Origin of the sequence: Stenotrophomonas sp. SMYL20, assembly GCF_036320045.1 — a bacterium.
Classification (GTDB): Bacteria; Pseudomonadota; Gammaproteobacteria; order Xanthomonadales; family Xanthomonadaceae; genus Stenotrophomonas; species Stenotrophomonas maltophilia_A.
The window spans coordinates 32,817-48,734 of record NZ_JAWIRT010000022.1; the positions used below are offsets into that span (position 1 = coordinate 32,817).

Sequence of the window (15,918 nt, forward strand, 5' to 3'; positions counted from 1 at the left end):
TCAGGAGGCATTGGCCAAAGCGATGAATTCGGCCACGTCCAGCTGTTCGGCGCGGGCATCGGGACGCACGCCGGCGGCAACGAACTGTTCAGCGGACACCACGTTGTTCAGGGCGTTGCGCAGGGTCTTGCGGCGCTGCCCGAAGGCGGCCTTGACCACCTCGGCGAAACGCTTGTGGTCGTGGATGTTGATCGTGGCCGGGTCACGCGGCACCAGCCGCACCACGGCCGAATCGACCTTCGGCGGCGGCCGGAACGCGCCCGGCGGCACCACGAACAGCGAGGTCACCTGGCAGTAGGCCTGCAGCATCACGCTGAGCCGGCCGTACACCTTGCTGCCGGGGCCGGCGGCCATGCGGTCGACCACTTCCTTCTGCAGCATGAAGTGCATGTCGCGGATCACCGCCGCATGTTCCAGTGCATGGAACAGGATCGGCGAGGAGATGTTGTAGGGCAGGTTGCCGACCAGGCGGATCGGCTGGCCGGCAGCCAGCTCGGTGAAGTCCACGCGCAGCACGTCGCGGTGGACGATGGTCAGCTCGCCCAGCGGCTCGGCGGCGGCGGTCAGCGGCGCGATCAGGTCGCGGTCGAACTCGATCACCGTCAGTTTCGGATGCACGCGCAGCAGCGGCAGGGTGATCGCGCCCTGGCCGGGGCCGATCTCGACCAGGCGGTCACCGTCTTTCGGGTTGACCGCCATCACGATCTTGTCGATGTAGTGGCGGTCGGCCAGGAAATGCTGGCCAAGCTGCTTCTTGGCCGGGGCGGTGAACACCGGGCCGGAGGGGGAATGCGGGGAATTCATGCGCTCAGTGTACGTTGCCGCGCAAGCTGCGCACACAACGTCGTTGCCGCCTGCAGGCTGGAAGGATCGGCAATGCCGCGGCCGGCAAGGTCCAGCGCGGTGCCATGGTCCACCGCCACGCGCGGGTAGGGCAGACCCAGGGTCAGGTTCACCGCCTGCTCGAAGCCCGAATACTTCAGCACCGGCAGGCCCTGGTCGTGGTACATCGCCAGCACGGTGTCGAAGCCTGCCAGCTTGGCCGGCAGGAAGGCGGTATCGGCCGGCAGCGGCCCGATCAGGTCCATGCCCTCCGCGCGCAGGCGCTGCAGCAGCGGGATGACCAGGTCCAGTTCCTCGCGGCCCAGATGACCGTCTTCACCGGCATGCGGGTTCAGGCCGAGCACGGCGATGCGTGGCGCGGGCAGGCCGAATTCGCGGCGCAGCGCAGCGTGCACGGTGCGCAGGGTGTGTTCCAGGCCGGGCGCGGTGATCGCGTCGGCCACCTCGCGCAGTGGCAGGTGGGTGGTGGCCAGGGCCACGCGCACGATGTGGTTGGCCAGCATCATCACCACCTTCACCCCGGCCTGGTCGGCCAGCAGTTCGGTGGTGCCGCTGTAGGCGATGCCGCCTTCGTTGATGACCGCCTTGTGCACCGGGCCGGTGACTACGCCGTGCAGTTCGCCGGACAGGCACGCCTGGCCGGCACCGAGCAGGGCGCCGATGACGGCGCCGGCATTGGCCGGATTGGCCTGGCCGAAGTGGCTGGGCACGGCATTGGCCACCACGCGCACACGCAGATCGCCGCGGACGCGTGCTTCGGCGTCCTCGGGCAACAGCTGCAGGGGCAGGTTCAGCGCGGCCGCGGCCGCGCGCAGGGTATCCGGGTCGGCGAAGGCCAGCAGCCGGCAATCTTCACGCGGCTGCTGTACGAGGCGGACACACAGCTCCGGGCCGATCCCGGCGGGCTCGCCCGGTACCAGAGCGAGCTCGGGGCGCATCGGTCAGGACTGCGGCGGCGTGGCCGTGTTTTCCGCGCGGTCGCCGCTGCGGAAGCTGACGTAGGCTTCGCCACGCAGTTCCTGCAGGAAGCGGTTGTACTCGTCTTCCAGCTTGCGGCGGCCGATGGTCTCGCGGACCTGGGCACGCTGGTTGTCAGTGGTCACGTCGGTCTGGCGGGTGCCCACGCGCTGCACGATGTGCCAGCCGGCATCGGTGCGGAACGGCTGGCTGACGCCACCGTCCTGGATGCCGGACACCTGCTGGCCGAACGCCGGACCGAACGCGTCGGCCGGGAACCAGCCCAGATCGCCGCCCTGGCCCTTGCTGTTGTTGTCCTCGGAGGACTCCTTGGCCACGGTCTCGAAGTCCGCGCCACCGGCGATGCGGGCACGCAGGGTATCGATCTTGGCCTTGGCGGCAGCGTCGGTCTGGTGATCGTCCACGCGCACCAGGATGTGGCGGCCGTGGTACTCGGTGACCGTGTGCTCGCCACCGCTGGCGGCGCTGGCATCACGCACTTCCACCAGCTTCAGCAGCTGGAAGCCGCTGGGGCCGCGGATCGGGCCGACCACTTCGCCGGGCTTCATCTTTTCCATCATCTGCGCGAAGGCCTGCGGAATTTCGTCCAGGCTGCGCCAGCCCAGGTCGCCGCCTTCCAGCGCGTTGGGGCTGTCCGAATAACGCACGGCGGCGGCGTTGAAGTCCAGCTCACCCTTGTCCAGCAGGGCCTTCACGCCTTCGGCCTTCTTCTGGCCGGTGGCGATCTGGTCGGCGTTGGAGCCGTCGGGCAGGGCGATCAGGATGTGCGCCAGGTGGTACTGGTTGCCAACCGTGGCCTGCTGCTTCAGGGCGGCGTCGACTTCGCCCTCGCTGACGCTGATGCGGCTCTGCGCGAAGCTCTGGCGCAGGCGCTGCACGGTGATTTCATCGCGCACCGAAGCGCGGAAATCGTTGAAGTCGATGCCGTCGTGGGCCAGGCGCTGGCGCAGTGCATCCAGGTTCGAGCCGTTCTGCTGGGCGATGGCATTCATCGCCTGGTTCAGCTCCTGGTCGCTGACGCGGATGCCGCTGCCCTGGGCGCGGGCCACCTGCAGCTTGACCAGCACCAGGCGCTCGAGCACCTGGCGGCTGAGTACGTCTTCCGGCGGCAGCTGGTTTTCACGGCCGGCGTACTGCGCCTTGATGTTGGCGATCGCACGCTGGAGCTCGCTCTGCAGGATCACGTCCTCGTCGACGACGGCGGCGATGCGGTCCAACGGCTGCGCCTCCTGCGCGAGCACCTGCAGGGGGGCGGACACGCTGGACACCGCCAGCAGGGAGGCGAGAAGAACGGGGAAGCGCTTGGTCATGGGATCTGATTCGGATCGTAGTCATCCCGGGTCGCCCCGGTGTTGCTGGGCGGCACGAGATAGAGGTCGTCGCGGTTGTAGCCGAGGATAGCACGGCGCAGCGTACGGTCCGTGTCCTGGCCGATGGAGCTGAGGCCCTTGAGGACGAACTCCAGCTGGATGGAATTGTTCATGTCGCCTTCGCGGTTGCGCACGTAGCGGCGGGCCACTGCACGCACGGCCAGGCAGCAGCTGTCCCACTGCACGCCGGCGATGATCTCCAGCGGTTCCTTGTCCTGCAGCGAGTAGTAATACCGGCCCACCAGGCTCCAGCGCGCATTCAGCGGGTACAGGAACGACAGGTCGGCCTGCTCCAGCAGGGTCCGGTCATGCTTGTTGGCGGTTGCCGGGGCGCCGGCATTGATGCGGTAGCGGTAGCTGAGGTTGATCACGCCATCGTTGGGCATCAGATAACGGGCGCGGACGCTGGCCAGATCCTCGCGCTTGTACTTCGGGTCCCACTGGTAGGTGGCGCCCAGGGTCCAGCGGTCGTTGATCATGTAGTTGCCGTCGGCGATCCACGCCGACTTGCCCTTCTCCACCGGCGCGCCGCCCGGCGTGGTGCTCACCCGCGATTCGTCGAAGTACTGGATCTGGCCGATCGCGGCCGAGAAGCGTTCCTTGCCGGTGGTCTGGTCGATGAAGCGGGTGCCCAGTGCCAGGGTCAGCTGGTTGGCATCGTTCTGGCGGTCGGCGCCGGTATAGCGCGAGTCGCGGAACAGCTGGCCCCAGCTGAAGGTGAAGTCACGGGTGTCGAAGATCGGCAGCTCGTCCTGGTTGCGGTAGGGCGTGCGCAGGTAGAACAGGCGCGGCTCCAGGGTGTGCAGGAACGACTTGCCGCGGATGGTGGTCTCGCGGTCGAAGAACAGGCCGGCATCGAGGCTGCCGATCGGCAGGCTGCGGCTGGGCGAGGTATTGCCGCGCAGCTGCTCGGGCGTGGCGGTGTTCGGATCGATGCCCTGGGAGGTGAGCACGGTACGGCGGACGCTGTCGGCCAGGCCGCGATCCAGGTCATAGGCGGTGTAGCGGTAGGCCAGGGTCGGGGTTACGTACCAGGCTGCGCCACTGATCGGGAACGACACGTAGGGCTTCACGTCCAGGCGCGAGCCACCGAACATCCGCTGCACCTGCCCGTTGCGGGTGTACTGCAGGTCGGTGCCGGCACTGGCGTCGTACTTGAAGTTGACGTCGTCGTGGGTGAAGCGCACCGCTTCGGTGTAGATGCCGGTTTCCAGCCACGGCAGCACCGGCTTGTTCCAGTTGAAGAACAGGCGTGGCTCGCGGTTGTAGGGCAGGGCGCGCTCGTCGAGGGTGTAGTCGGTCAGCTGCCAGCGGTCGGCCATGATGCCGGCCGTCCAGTTCTGGCCGGTGCCGTACAGGCCGATGGTGCTCTGCAGGTTGGAGGCGGTCACCCCCACCAGGCGGTTGGCGAAGTCCTCGACATAGCGTTCGTCGCTCACCCAGGCCAGGTTGGCGCGGGCCTGCCAGTGGCTGTTCACGTTGTGGTAGCCGTCGAACATCACCCGGCCGCGGTCGCGGTCGCGCAGCTTGTCGTTGGGCATGTAGCTGGTCAGCACCTCGCCACGGCCGCCGTTGTAGAGGTAGCGGAACTCGTTGTCGAGCAGCAGGCCGCGCCGGCTCATGTAGCGCGGGGTCAGGGTGTCGTCGTAGTTCGGCGCCAGGTTGAAATAGATCGGCTGCGCATAATCGAAGCCATTGCGCCCGGACATGCCCAGCTGCGGGAACAGCAGGCCGGTCTTGCGGCGGTCATCGATCGGGAACTTGAAGTAGGGCGCCCACAGCACCGGCACCTTGCCGATGCGCAGCACGGCGTTGCGGGCCGTGCCGAAGCCTTCGTCGTTGTCCACTTCGATCTGCGGCGCCGACAGCTTCCATACCGGCTGCGACGGGTCGCAGGTGGTGTAGGTGGAGCGGTGCATCTGGCCGACCGCGCCCTGCAGGTCGACCGACTCGGCATCACCGTTGCCCCGGCGCGACACCAGCTGGTACTTGATGTCGGAGATCTTGTGGGTGTCGCTTTCCTGGTTGCCTTCGGCGCGCTTGGCGACCATCCGGATCGACCCGTCCTGGTAGCGGACATTGCCGTCGGCGATGTAGTTGCCGGTCTCGGTGTCGAAGCTGAGCTTGTCGGTACCGACGAACTGGTCACCCCGGCGCAGCGCCACGTTGCCCTCGTACTGCGGCACCGTGGTGGTGCCCAGCAGCTGGTCGCCTTCGATGTCGGTCGGCTGGTTCTCGCGGGCGGCCGCGGCAGCAGCCTTGTCCTGGGCCGGGACCGGGGTGGGGGCGTCGGTGAACGCGGGAATGACGTCGGTGGCCGGGCACAGGCCCCAGTTGAGCGGCTTATCATCGGCCATCGCCGGCAGGCTGATGGCGATGCTCAGAGGCAGGGGAAGCAGGCGGAGGGCTCGGCGCACGCGGTTCGGATTCGGGCGAAAACGGACGGTAGCTTGCCCCATCCCTTGCATAGGGGCAATGAAGGGCGCCGGAGCCTGCCGGTTCGGGTTCATCCGGCGGAGGCACCCGCAGAGGGGGTGATCAGGGCCTGGACATGGGCCACGCTGCACTCGGCCAGGGCCTGCAGGTCGTAGCCGCCCTCCAGCATCGAGACCACCCGGCCGGCGGCGTGACGGCGTGCCAGCGCATGCAGTTCACGGGTGATCCAGGCGAAATCGTCGGTCTCCAGCATCAGGTCCGCCTGCGGGTCGCGCAGGTGGGCGTCGAAGCCGGCGGAGATCAGCAGCAGCTGCGGACGGAAGTCGTCGATGGCTGGCAGCATCTCGTCGGCCCAGACGTTGCGGAAGCGGAAGCCGCCGCTGCCCGGTGGCAACAGGATGTTCATCAGGTTGCCGGCACCGCGGTCGCGGCGCAGGCCGGAATTGGGGAACAGCCCGGCCTGGTGGGTGCTGTAGTAGGAGACCCGGGCATCGTGCTGGAAGATGTCCTGGGTGCCATTGCCGTGGTGGACGTCGAAGTCGACCACCGCGATACGCTCCAGTCCGTGGCGGTCGCGGGCATAGGCGGCGGCGATGGCGATGTTGTTCAGCAGGCAGAAGCCCATCGCCGTGCTGCTGGTGGCGTGGTGGCCCGGCGGGCGTACCGCGCAGAAGGCCAGCGGATCCTCGCCCAGCATGACCGCATCGACCGCGGCCACGCCGGCACCGGCGGCGTGCACGGCGGCGCTGGCCGAGCCGGGCGAGGTCCAGGTGTCCATGTCCAGCTGGCGCAGCGGCGCGGTCTGCGGCTGCAGCACGAAGTCGAGCAGGGCGCTGTCGTGGACCCGGGTCAGTTCGCCGAACTTGGCCGGCGGCGCCTCGCGCCAGTCCAGCTGATCAGGGAAGGCGGCGTGCAGTGCGTCGAGTACGTACTGCAGGCGCTGCGGGCACTCCGGATGGCCGGGGCCGGGGTCATGCAGCAGGCAGGACGGGTGGGTATAGACCAGCATCGTGCCGACTCAGCGCTGGCGCTGCTGTGGTTGCCACAGCGCTTCGCCGTGGCCATCAGCACGGGCCAGCACCCGGGCCAGCACGAACAGCAGGTCCGACAGCCGGTTGAGATACTGCAGCGCCTCGCTGCGCACGGCCTCGTGGCGGGCCAGGGTGACCGTCTCGCGCTCGGCGCGGCGGACGATGGTGCGGGCCAGATGGCAGCGCGCGGCGGCTTCGCCGCCGGCCGGCAGGATGAATTCCTTCAGCATCGGCAGGTCGGCGTTGTAATGGTCCAGCTGCTGTTCCAGCGCCGAGACGTCGGCGGCGTGGATCGCGGCATGGCCGGGAATGCACAGCTCGGCGCCCAGGTCGAACAACTGGTGCTGCAGATGCACCACCAGCGCGCGCACATCCTCGGGCAGGGGCGCGGCCAGCAGCAGGCCGAGCGCGGCATTGGCCTCGTCGACGGTGCCGAAGGACGCCACGCGTGCGTCATCCTTGGCTACGCGCTGGCCGTCGCCAAGGCCGGTACTGCCGTCGTCGCCGGTGCGGGTGTAGATGCGCGAGAGGCGATGACCCATGGCGCGGCTCAGTGGCGGATGTCGCGGCGGGCCTGCTGGAGCTTCAGCACCTGCTCCACGGCCAGCTGCAGGGCGGCGGCCAGCGCCACATAGATCGCCGTGGTGCGCAGGTAGGGCCCGAACCACTGCGCGTAGTTCTGTGCCCAGCCGGCCAGGGTCGGCTCGCCCACGTTGCGGCTGCTCCAGTAGAAACCGCCCTGTGCCAGCAGGTGGCAGACCGCCACCGAAGCGACCAGCAGCAGTGCGCCCTTGGCCAGTACCGGCCAGCGCGCGCTCTGGTAGTTGCGGCCCAGCAGCATGCCGCCGGCCCACAAAGAGAAGTAGGCAGGCAGCAGCAGCCAGTAGCCCGGCGACACGCAGTAGTGCTGCCAGAAATCCAGACCGCTGCTGCGGATCACGATCCAGTCCACCAGCACCGCGAACACCATCAGCAGCGGGAACGCCCAGCGCGTCCAGCGGGCCAGGTAGAAGCCACCGATGAAGAACACGGCCCAGGAGGCATCCGGAATGGCCGCGAAGTGATTGACCCGGGTCGCCGCCAGCAGCAGTACGAGTACGGACAGGACGAAGGCGCGGTTGGCGGTATCGGACATGGTGGGGGCCCGGAGCGGATTCAGGTTTCATTCTAGCCCGCCGCGCAGGTTGGCGCAGGTGCCGCCCGTTCGGCGTACAGTCGGGGCGAGCGCGTATCATGAACACATGAGTGAACGACATGACGTGCTGATTGTCGGTGGTGGCCTGGTGGGTGCCAGCCTGGCCATCGCCCTGGACCGCCTGGGCCGCGACGTGGGCCTGCTTGAGGCCAGCCCGGCCGGCGAGCTGCCTGCGGTGTTCGACCAGCGCAATCTCAGTTTCGCCGCTGCCACCGTCAATGCGCTGACCGCGCTGGGGGTGATGCAGAAGCTGGCGATGGCACCGGGCCCGATCCGGCGCATCCATGTCAGTCGTGCCGGTGATTTCGGCCGTGTGCAGCTCGAAGCGGCCGATTACGATCGGCCGTGGTTCGGCCAGGTGGTGGTCGCGCGCGATTTCGGCCTGGCGCTGGAAGCGCGCCTGCAGGAACTGCCTCGCCTGCGCCGTTACCGGCCGATGCGGTTCGTGGGGCTGGGTGAGGTGGTCGATGGTTACCGCCAGGTACGGGTGGCTGACGAGGCTGGCGAACGCGTGCTGCTGGCACGGTTGGTGGTGGGGGCCGATGGCACCACCAGCGGCGTGCGTGGCGCGCTGGGCATCGAAGTCGACCGCCATGATTTCCAGCAGACCCTGTTCGTGGCCCGCGTGCGCAGCCAGCGCGCGCCGGATGGCACCGCCTGGGAACGCTTCACCGATACCGGCCCAACCGCCCTGCTGCCGCGTGGCGATCGTCACTTCGGCACCGTGCACGGCGTAGCGCGCGACCAGGCCGATGCGGTGATGGCGTTGGACGATGTGGCCTGGCTGCAACGCCTGCAGAGCGCGATCGGCTGGCGTGCCGGCCGCCTGCTCGAGTCCGGCCCGCGCAGCGCCTACCCGCTCATCCAGGTGCTGGCGCGCGCGCTGGCCGGTGAGCGCACGGTGCTGCTCGGCAATGCCGCGCAGACCATCCATCCGCTGGGCGCACAGGGCTTCAACCTGGGCCTTCGCGATGCGCTGACCCTGGCCGAACTGCTGGAGGATGCGCATGAGGATGCCGGCAGTGATGCACTGCTGAAGGCCTACGTCGCGCGTCGCGAGGAAGATCGCCGGCAGACGGTGGCGTTCTCCGGTGGGCTGGCACGATTGACCAGCAACCCGGCACCGCTGATGCGGCCGCTGCGCAGCCTCGGCCTGGTGGCCGCACAGCGCGCGTCGGTGCAGTCGATGCTGGTTGGTGGTGCGATGGGCTTCCGTGGTGACGTGCCGCGCCTGTGCCGCGGAGAAGCCGCATGAGCCGGCGCACGCGTCTTGATGTGGCCATCGTTGGTGGTGGCGTGGTCGGTGCCGCGTGTGCGCTGGCGCTGGCCGATGCCGGCCTGTCGGTTGCGCTGGTGGAAGGCCGCGAACCGGCACCGTGGCAGGCCGCACAGCCGGACCTGCGGGTGTTCGCCTTCGCCGCCGACAACGTGCAGCTGTTGAACCGCCTGGGTGTGTGGCCGGCGATCGCGCAGGCCCGCGCCTGGCCTTACCGGCGCATGCAGGTGTGGGATGCGGCCGGTGGCGAGGATCTGTTGTTCGACGCCGATCGCTTCGGCCGTCGTGAGCTGGGCTACATCGTCGAGAACGGCCTGCTGCAGGATCGCCTGTGGGCGGCGCTGCCGGCGGCGGGCGTGCAGCTGCACTGCCCGGCACGGGTGGAGGCGCTGGAACAGGATGATGACGGCGTGCGCCTGCGCCTGGACGACGGTCGTCGCCTGGAAGCGGCGCTGGCAGTGGCGGCCGATGGCGCCGAGTCAACCCTGCGCCAGCTGGCCGGGATCGAGGTTGAAAAGCATGACTATCACCAGCGTGGCGTGGTGGCCTATGTGGACAGCGATCTTCCCAACCAGGCCACGGCCTGGCAGCGCTTCCTGCCGACCGGGCCGCTGGCGCTGCTGCCGGTGGCCGAGCGCCGCAGTTCGATCGTCTGGACCCTGCCCGAGGATGAAGCGGCTCGCGTACTGGCCCTGGACGAGGACGCCTTCAACCGCGAACTGACCCGCGCCTTCGCTGCGCGCCTGGGCGAACTGCGATTGGCGTCACCGCGTGCGGCCTTCCCGCTGCGTCGCCAGCTGGCCCGTCACTACGTGGCTGGCCGCGTGCTGGCGCTGGGTGATGCTGCGCATGTGGTGCATCCGCTGGCCGGGCAGGGCGTGAACCTGGGCCTGCGCGATGTCGCCGCCCTGCAGCAGTGGCTGGCGCCGTCGGCCGAACGCCGCGGCCAGCCGCGGCTGTCGCCGCAGCGCCTGCAGCGCTGGGCACGAGAACGGCGCAGCGACAACCACATCGCCGCCCACAGTTTCGATGCGATCAATCGGCTGTTCTCCAACGACGAGATGCACCTGACCCTGGCCCGCGGCCGCGCACTGGGCTGCGTCGGCAAATGGCCGCCGCTGGTGCAGGCGTTCTGGAAGCGCGCCGCCGGGGTCTGATGCAAAAAGGGGACGGAGGGGATTAAGTCGTATGTGCACATACGACTTAATCCCCTCCGTCCCCTTTTTCAATCAACCAGCCAACCAGCCAGGTCGGCACGATCCAGCTTGCCGCGACGCTTCACGTCCAACGCATTGAACTCATCGGCCAGCGCCGGATTGGCCTGCGCTTCCTCGCGGCTGATGAAGCCATCACCGTTCACATCCAGCGCGGCGAAGTGGATGCGGTACTGGCCGACCACGCTGCTCGGTTCCAGCGAACGCACGGTCACCTGTGCCTCGCCGGCCGGCCGTGCAATCTCGACGCTGCCGCTGACCCGGCCGGCATCCAGCGGTTGCTGGCGGATCGCGCCGCCGGTCGGGCCCAGTGGCTGGCTCTGTGCAGGGGTGTGCGGCAGCTGCTGGGCAATGGCCGGTGCGGCTGCCAGCACGGTGATCAGCATGGCGAGCGGGTGGTATCGCATGGTTCCCTTCCTCGGTAGCGCCGGGCCATGCCCGGCGGGCATGTTCCTCAGCGCAGCGGCGAGGCCAGTACCGTGATCTCCTCACGGTCGTGATAGAGCTGCTTGGCACGTACCACCAGCGGCTTGCCGGCCTGCTCCTGGAACAGGTCCAGGCACAAGCGGGTTTCGTCCCAGCGCTTCTTCATCGGCAGCTTCAGATTGAAGATCGCGTGCCTGCACCAGCCTTCGCGGAACCAGGTGGCCATGCGTTCGGCCACGCGCCGCGGCTGCTCGACCATGTCGCAGACCATCCAGTCCAGCGGCTGTTCCGGGTGCCAGTGGAAGCCATCGGCGCGCAGGTGCTCGACTAGGCCGGTGTCCAGCACGTGCTGGCGCAGCGGCCCGTTGTCGATGCTCAGCACGTGCATGTGCTGGCGGGTCAGGACCCAGGTCCAGCCACCCGGTGCAGCGCCGAGGTCGGCCGCGCGCATGCCGGGCTTGGCCAGCGCTTCGCGTTCTTCCGGCGTCAGCAAGGTCAGCAGGGCTTCGTCCAGCTTCAGCGCCGAACGCGACGGCGCTTCGGGCAGCAGCTTCAATCGCGGGATGCCCAATGCCCACGGCGCGCTGTCGGCCGGGTCGGCCACGCAGACGAAGGCGTGGGTGCCGTCGACGAACACCACGTGCAGGCGCGGCAGGCGGTCGTTCGGCTTGTCGGTGAGCTTGCCGGCCTTGCGCAGCGCCGGGCGCAGCGCATTGCCGAAGGCACGGGCCAGCCCGGACAGCGGCTTGCCGGCGTCCGAATCGGGATGTTCCACCCACAGGTCGCCGAAGCGCGGCGCATCGGCCAGCACCTCCAGCATCGGGGTGATGCGGTCGGCCGGGTCCAGCTGCGGCAGCTCGGCCAGCACCACCAGCTTCTGCCGCGCGAAGATCAGTTCGCGCCAGCGCAGGCGCGGCGCCAGTGCCGCAGCTTCGTCGCACATGAAAAGCACATAGCCATCATTGCGCTGGGTGCGCGCATAACCGGCGAAACCGGCTTCACCGGCGCGGAACTGCAGTTCGCCGGCCAGCTCGGGCTCGAAGCCCTGCCGGCACAGGCACAGCAGGCCGATGCCGGCCTCAGTAACGGGCGCCATCGCTTTCCCCATAGGCGCGCAGCACGCTGCGTGCGGCGTCGCGGTTCAGGCCCTGCACCACTTCGATGCCGCGCTTGTTGAGTTCACCCACCCAGTCGGCCGGCAGCGGGCCTTCGTCGAACGGGGTCAGCTCTTCGACGTCGGCCGAGTTGGCACCGATCAGCAGGCGGTCGATGCCGGCCCACACGGTGGCGCCGTAGCACTGGCAGCACGGCTGCGAACTGGTAGCCAGGGTGACCGGCGACAGCACTGCGTTCAGGCGCGGGGTCTGCAGGCGCTGCTGGGCCAGCATGTAGGCCATGTTCTCGGCGTGCGCCAGCGAGGTCGCGTGCGGCATCACCCGGTTCACGCCGGCGGCGATGACCTTGTCATCCGGGCCGAACACCACCGCGCCGAACGGGCCGCCACTGGCGTGCTCGACGTTCAGCCGCGACAGCTCGATCGCCAGCGCGACCTTGGCCTCATCGCCCGGATATCGACGATCCAGGTCGATCTGGTCGTGGATCCAGGCGGGAAGGGTCAGGTGGACTTGCGCGTACAGCATCGCGGGGGTGCCTCGTAATGGGATGGAAGAAGGTGCGGTTGCTTGGGAAACCGGCGCGCAGTGTAGCCGCACCGGCCTGTATCGGGTGTGGCGGTGGGTCAGCCCGGCGAGCCGGTGCGGATCACCACGTACTGCTTGCGGAACTCCAGCCCGGCCTGCGGCCAGCTGGCGGCATAGGCGCGCAGCAGGGGCAGGGCGGCGGCGAAGTCGTGGCCGTTGACCCGGCAGTCGGCTTCGCACAGGCCGTCGGCATCGCGCGAGGCGAACAGGCGGATGGCGAGGAACTGGCGGGCTTTCAGCAGCTCATCGAAGGCCTCCATGCTGCGGGTGAACAGGCAGCAGGGGCAGGAACCGTGGTCGTCCTCGCTGCAGGTGGAGGCATCCACCTCCTGTGCGCGGTAGTGCGCCAGCGGCCCCAGTACCACGGTGCGCTCGTGTTCCTCGCCGTCATCGCCGGCCGGATAGGTCAGGCCCATCATCGGCAGGCCCTGTGCGTCTTCGGCGCCGATCGCGGTCTGCAGGGTCGCCAGGTCTACCCGCACCCAGGCCTGGAAGCCGGACAGCAGCGACGCCTGCTCATCGGCACCGTTGGCGTGCTGGTACTCGAACAGGCCATCGGCGAACAACACCGGATGCTGGGCCTCGATGACGGTGGATGTCTGCCAGCCGCCGTTGTCGCGCGCGTGCGCGGCCATCGCATGCGGGGTCAGGCGCAGGCCGCTGTCCAGCAGCAGCGCGTCGCCGTCGACGTGGCCGGCGATGCCGGCCTCCTGCAGGACCTGCTGCAGCAGCGGGAGGAGGTCGGTGGAGGTCGTGGTCATGTCAGGCCTGTGGATGGATGGGGTGGAACATCCAGGCAAGGCCTGGGGATCTAGCGGTCGAGCGCGTCAAGTTCGGCGCGATATCGCTGCGCGTCGGACTGCTGCTGCGGATCGTTGCCGTGGTCGCGCAGCCAGGTTTCCAGCTCGCGGCGATAGTCCGCGCGGAAATCGGCATTGCCCGGGCTGAAGTGCAGCTTGCGCGCCGCCACTTCCACCCGCTCGCGCGCGCTGGCCCGGGCCTGGGCGACGCCGTGCGGGGATTCATTGGTGAGGATGACGAAGTTGCGTGGGAAGCCCGGCGTGTACTTGACCACGAACGGCTGGTCGCGCGCCGGGATACGGATGGCGTTTTCCAGCGGCCACAGCGAAGCGGTGTTGGTGTGGAACACCACTTCCACGTCGCGGCCCTCGGCGGTGCGCAGCACCCCTTCGTAGCGCCAGATGTACTGCTCGTTCATCGTCGAACTGGTGCGCTCGGACTTCACGATCACCGCTTCACCACGCTCGCCCACCACGTTGAGGAAGGCGGCGTTGAGGAAGTGGCCGAGGAAGATGTTGAGCATCGCCAGCGGGAACACCACGATGGCGTAGCCTGGAAAGCGCCGCCACCACGAGACCAGCCCGGCCAGCACCATCGCCGAAAAGAACGTCAGCAGCGGATGCTGCGAGATGAACCAGAACAGGACGGAGAGGGCGGTGATCATCGTCGGAGTCATGCGGGCGCCGTGCTGGCGCCCGCGCAGGTCCTCAGGCCGACCAGGTGTCGCGCAGGGTCACGCTGCGGTTGAACACCGGCTTGGCTTCGGTGTGGTCGCGGCGGTCGGCGACGAAGTAGCCGGTACGTTCGAACTGGAACGACTGCTCCGGCGCGGCGCTGGCCGCGGCCGGCTCGACATAGCCGGTGACAGTGCGGCGCGATTCCGGATTGAGGTAATCACGATAGGTCTTGCCTTCAGATTCGTCGTCGGGGTTCGGCACCGAGAACAGGCGGTCGTACAGGCGGATCTCGGCCGGCACGCCATGCACGGCGCTGACCCAGTGGATGGTGCCCTTGACCTTGCGGTTGGCGCCTTCCATGCCCGGACGCGATTCCGGATCCAGCCAGCCACGCAGCTCGGTGATGGTGCCGTCGGCATCCTTGATCACTTCATCGCAGCGGATGATGCCGGCACCGCGCAGGCGCACTTCGCCACCCGGGACCAAGCGCTTCCAGCCCTTCGGCGGCACTTCGGCGAAGTCCTCGCGGTCGATCCACACTTCGCGTGCGAACGGCACTTCGCGGCTGCCGAAGCTCTCGTGCTTCGGGTGGTTGCTGAAGGTCAGCTGTTCTTCGTGGCCTTCCGGGAGGTTGGTCAGCACCAGCTTGACCGGGTCGACCACGGCCATGCGGCGCGGCGCGGCGCTGTCCAGGTCTTCGCGCAGCGCGCCTTCCAGCACGCTGAAGTCGATCAGCGAATTCTGCTTGCTGATGCCCACGCGCTCGGCGAACAGGCGCATCGCGGCCGGGGTGTAGCCACGGCGACGCAGGCCCTGCAGGGTCGGCATGCGCGGGTCTTCCCAGCCGTCCACCAGCTGCTCGGTAACCAGCGCCATCAGCTTGCGCTTGCTCATCACCGTGTAATTGATGTTCAGGCGCGAGAACTCGATCTGGCGCGGCTTGGCGGCTTCGCGCGGCAGGCCGGCGTCGACCAGCGGCTGGGTCAGCGTGTCGTCATGGGCGAAATCGACGTTGTCCACGCACCAGTCGTACAGCGGGCGGTGGTCTTCGAATTCCAGCGTGCACAGCGAGTGGGTGATGCCCTCGATCGAGTCGCCCAGCGCGTGCGCGAAGTCGTACATCGGGTAGATCGGCCACGCGTTGCCGGTGTTCTGGTGCTCGACGTGCTTGATGCGGTACAGCGCCGGATCGCGCAGGTTGATGTTGCCGCTGGCCATGTCGATCTTCGCGCGCAGGGTGCGCGCGCCATCCGGGAATTCACCGGCGCGCATGCGGCGGAACAGGTCGAGGTTTTCCTCGACGCTGCGGTCGCGCCACGGCGACGGGCGGCCCGGCTCGGTCAGGGTGCCGCGGTAGGCGCGCACTTCCTCGGCCGACAGGTCGCAGACATAGGCCTTGCCCTGTTCGATCAGCTTTTCGGCGGCCAGGTAATAGGTCTGGAAGTAGTCAGAAGCATGGCGCAGTTCGTTCCAGCTGAAGCCCAGCCAGCGCACGTCGTCCTGGATCGCGGCCACGTATTCCGGGTCTTCCTTGGCCGGGTTGGTGTCATCGAAGCGCAGGTTGCAGACGCCGCTGAACTCGCCGGCGATGCCGAAGTTCAGGCAGATCGACTTGGCATGGCCGATGTGCAGGTAGCCGTTCGGTTCCGGCGGGAAACGGGTCTTGATCGCCTGGTGCTTTCCGCTGGCCAGGTCCTCGCGCACGATCTGGCGGATGAAATCGCGCTTTTCGTGGCTGTCGGCGGGGGTCTCGGGGCTGGCGGGGGTGTGCTCGGACATGAGTCGGCGAAAAGAAAGGCAGAAAGACCAACAGTCTAGCGCGTACCGGGCAGGGCTGCCCGGTGGGGCGTGGGGATGCCGGCCAGCGGCCGGCACTACCAGGCCCTCTTCCCGGAAGCGCCGGCCGCGGGGCGGGGGCCGGTGGCTCGGCGCGCGCGTTGGGCGTGGGGGGCGCCGGCCGGGAGGGGCCGG

The 15,918-nt window shown here is 68.4% G+C and carries 14 protein-coding genes and 1 pseudogene; 2 read left to right on the top strand and 13 right to left on the bottom strand.

Translation table 11 applies throughout. From position 1 onward, the window contains the following. The 7 genes and pseudogenes from rsmA to V3B48_RS16580 form a co-directional block, all read right to left on the bottom strand. Entirely contained in the window at positions 1–804 is an 804-nt protein-coding gene (rsmA, locus tag V3B48_RS16550) for a 16S rRNA (adenine(1518)-N(6)/adenine(1519)-N(6))-dimethyltransferase RsmA (protein WP_049398140.1), read from the bottom strand. Further along, complete coding sequence (gene pdxA, locus V3B48_RS16555; RefSeq protein ID WP_329894089.1) at positions 801–1,781, bottom strand: 4-hydroxythreonine-4-phosphate dehydrogenase PdxA; 981 nt, start codon at positions 1,779–1,781, stop codon at positions 801–803. Before pdxA ends, rsmA begins: the two co-directional genes overlap by 4 nt. 18 nt (positions 1,782–1,799) lie before the next feature. Further along, positions 1,800–3,131: pseudogene (locus V3B48_RS16560) on the bottom strand (peptidylprolyl isomerase); the annotation flags it as partial. After that, the gene (gene lptD / locus V3B48_RS16565; protein WP_080355245.1) at positions 3,128–5,608 is read right to left on the bottom strand and encodes an LPS-assembly protein LptD; all 2,481 of its coding nucleotides are present in this window, start codon (positions 5,606–5,608) and stop codon (positions 3,128–3,130) included. The pseudogene V3B48_RS16560 and the gene lptD, both read right to left, overlap by 4 nt. A gap of 89 nt (positions 5,609–5,697) precedes the next feature. Beyond that, positions 5,698–6,636: a histone deacetylase family protein gene (locus V3B48_RS16570; RefSeq protein WP_032129908.1), complete on the bottom strand. Its 939-nt coding sequence runs from the start codon at positions 6,634–6,636 to the stop codon at positions 5,698–5,700. A gap of 9 nt (positions 6,637–6,645) precedes the next feature. Then, complete coding sequence (locus tag V3B48_RS16575) at positions 6,646–7,200, bottom strand: cob(I)yrinic acid a,c-diamide adenosyltransferase (protein ID WP_049398143.1); 555 nt, start codon at positions 7,198–7,200, stop codon at positions 6,646–6,648. Between the two features lie 8 nt (positions 7,201–7,208). After that, positions 7,209–7,793: a hypothetical protein gene (locus V3B48_RS16580; protein WP_032129909.1), complete on the bottom strand. Its 585-nt coding sequence runs from the start codon at positions 7,791–7,793 to the stop codon at positions 7,209–7,211. Between the two features lie 106 nt (positions 7,794–7,899). On the opposite strand from V3B48_RS16580, the gene ubiH reads away from it, so the two are divergent. Next, positions 7,900–9,108, top strand: a complete 1,209-nt coding sequence (gene ubiH / locus V3B48_RS16585; protein WP_329894090.1) for a 2-octaprenyl-6-methoxyphenyl hydroxylase — start codon at positions 7,900–7,902, stop codon at positions 9,106–9,108. Beyond that, complete coding sequence (locus V3B48_RS16590) at positions 9,105–10,286, top strand: UbiH/UbiF family hydroxylase (RefSeq protein ID WP_329894091.1); 1,182 nt, start codon at positions 9,105–9,107, stop codon at positions 10,284–10,286. Before ubiH ends, V3B48_RS16590 begins: the two co-directional genes overlap by 4 nt. Positions 10,287–10,354: 68 nt before the next feature. Here the strand turns inward: V3B48_RS16590 and V3B48_RS16595 are convergent, their stop codons facing one another. The 6 genes from V3B48_RS16595 to V3B48_RS16620 form a co-directional block, all read right to left on the bottom strand. Further along, on the bottom strand, positions 10,355–10,750 hold the full coding sequence (locus V3B48_RS16595; protein ID WP_049398146.1) for a hypothetical protein: 396 nt from the start codon (positions 10,748–10,750) through the stop codon (positions 10,355–10,357). 47 nt (positions 10,751–10,797) lie between these two features. Continuing rightward, a complete protein-coding gene (gene rlmM / locus V3B48_RS16600; protein WP_329894092.1) occupies positions 10,798–11,865 on the bottom strand; it encodes a 23S rRNA (cytidine(2498)-2'-O)-methyltransferase RlmM in 1,068 nt (355 codons plus the stop codon). Then, positions 11,849–12,409: a nucleoside deaminase gene (locus V3B48_RS16605; protein ID WP_004154307.1), complete on the bottom strand. Its 561-nt coding sequence runs from the start codon at positions 12,407–12,409 to the stop codon at positions 11,849–11,851. The genes rlmM and V3B48_RS16605 overlap by 17 nt, the downstream gene beginning before the upstream one ends. 98 nt (positions 12,410–12,507) lie before the next feature. Beyond that, positions 12,508–13,230 (bottom strand): DUF6348 family protein, encoded by a 723-nt coding sequence (locus V3B48_RS16610; RefSeq protein ID WP_329894093.1) that lies wholly within the window; start codon positions 13,228–13,230, stop codon positions 12,508–12,510. A 50-nt stretch (positions 13,231–13,280) separates the two neighbouring features. Further along, positions 13,281–13,934, bottom strand: a complete 654-nt coding sequence (locus V3B48_RS16615) for a hypothetical protein (protein WP_121504909.1) — start codon at positions 13,932–13,934, stop codon at positions 13,281–13,283. A gap of 43 nt (positions 13,935–13,977) precedes the next feature. Beyond that, the gene (locus tag V3B48_RS16620; RefSeq protein WP_329894094.1) at positions 13,978–15,726 is read right to left on the bottom strand and encodes a glutamine--tRNA ligase/YqeY domain fusion protein; all 1,749 of its coding nucleotides are present in this window, start codon (positions 15,724–15,726) and stop codon (positions 13,978–13,980) included. Positions 15,727–15,918: the final 192 nt, after the last annotated feature.

Excerpts from the sequence above, each read along its gene's own strand:
- rsmA (WP_049398140.1), bottom strand. The coding sequence starts at position 804 with ATGAATTCCCCGCATTCCCCCTCCGGCCCGGTGTTCACCGCCCCGGCC.
- pdxA (WP_329894089.1), bottom strand. The coding sequence starts at position 1,781 with ATGCGCCCCGAGCTCGCTCTGGTACCGGGCGAGCCCGCCGGGATCGGC.
- V3B48_RS16570 (WP_032129908.1), bottom strand. The coding sequence starts at position 6,636 with ATGCTGGTCTATACCCACCCGTCCTGCCTGCTGCATGACCCCGGCCCC.
- V3B48_RS16575 (WP_049398143.1), bottom strand. The coding sequence starts at position 7,200 with ATGGGTCATCGCCTCTCGCGCATCTACACCCGCACCGGCGACGACGGC.
- V3B48_RS16580 (WP_032129909.1), bottom strand. The coding sequence starts at position 7,793 with ATGTCCGATACCGCCAACCGCGCCTTCGTCCTGTCCGTACTCGTACTG.
- ubiH (WP_329894090.1), top strand. The coding sequence starts at position 7,900 with ATGAGTGAACGACATGACGTGCTGATTGTCGGTGGTGGCCTGGTGGGT.
- V3B48_RS16590 (WP_329894091.1), top strand. The coding sequence starts at position 9,105 with ATGAGCCGGCGCACGCGTCTTGATGTGGCCATCGTTGGTGGTGGCGTG.
- V3B48_RS16595 (WP_049398146.1), bottom strand. The coding sequence starts at position 10,750 with ATGCGATACCACCCGCTCGCCATGCTGATCACCGTGCTGGCAGCCGCA.
- rlmM (WP_329894092.1), bottom strand. The coding sequence starts at position 11,865 with ATGGCGCCCGTTACTGAGGCCGGCATCGGCCTGCTGTGCCTGTGCCGG.
- V3B48_RS16605 (WP_004154307.1), bottom strand. The coding sequence starts at position 12,409 with ATGCTGTACGCGCAAGTCCACCTGACCCTTCCCGCCTGGATCCACGAC.
- V3B48_RS16610 (WP_329894093.1), bottom strand. The coding sequence starts at position 13,230 with ATGACCACGACCTCCACCGACCTCCTCCCGCTGCTGCAGCAGGTCCTG.
- V3B48_RS16615 (WP_121504909.1), bottom strand. The coding sequence starts at position 13,934 with ATGATCACCGCCCTCTCCGTCCTGTTCTGGTTCATCTCGCAGCATCCG.
- V3B48_RS16620 (WP_329894094.1), bottom strand. The coding sequence starts at position 15,726 with ATGTCCGAGCACACCCCCGCCAGCCCCGAGACCCCCGCCGACAGCCAC.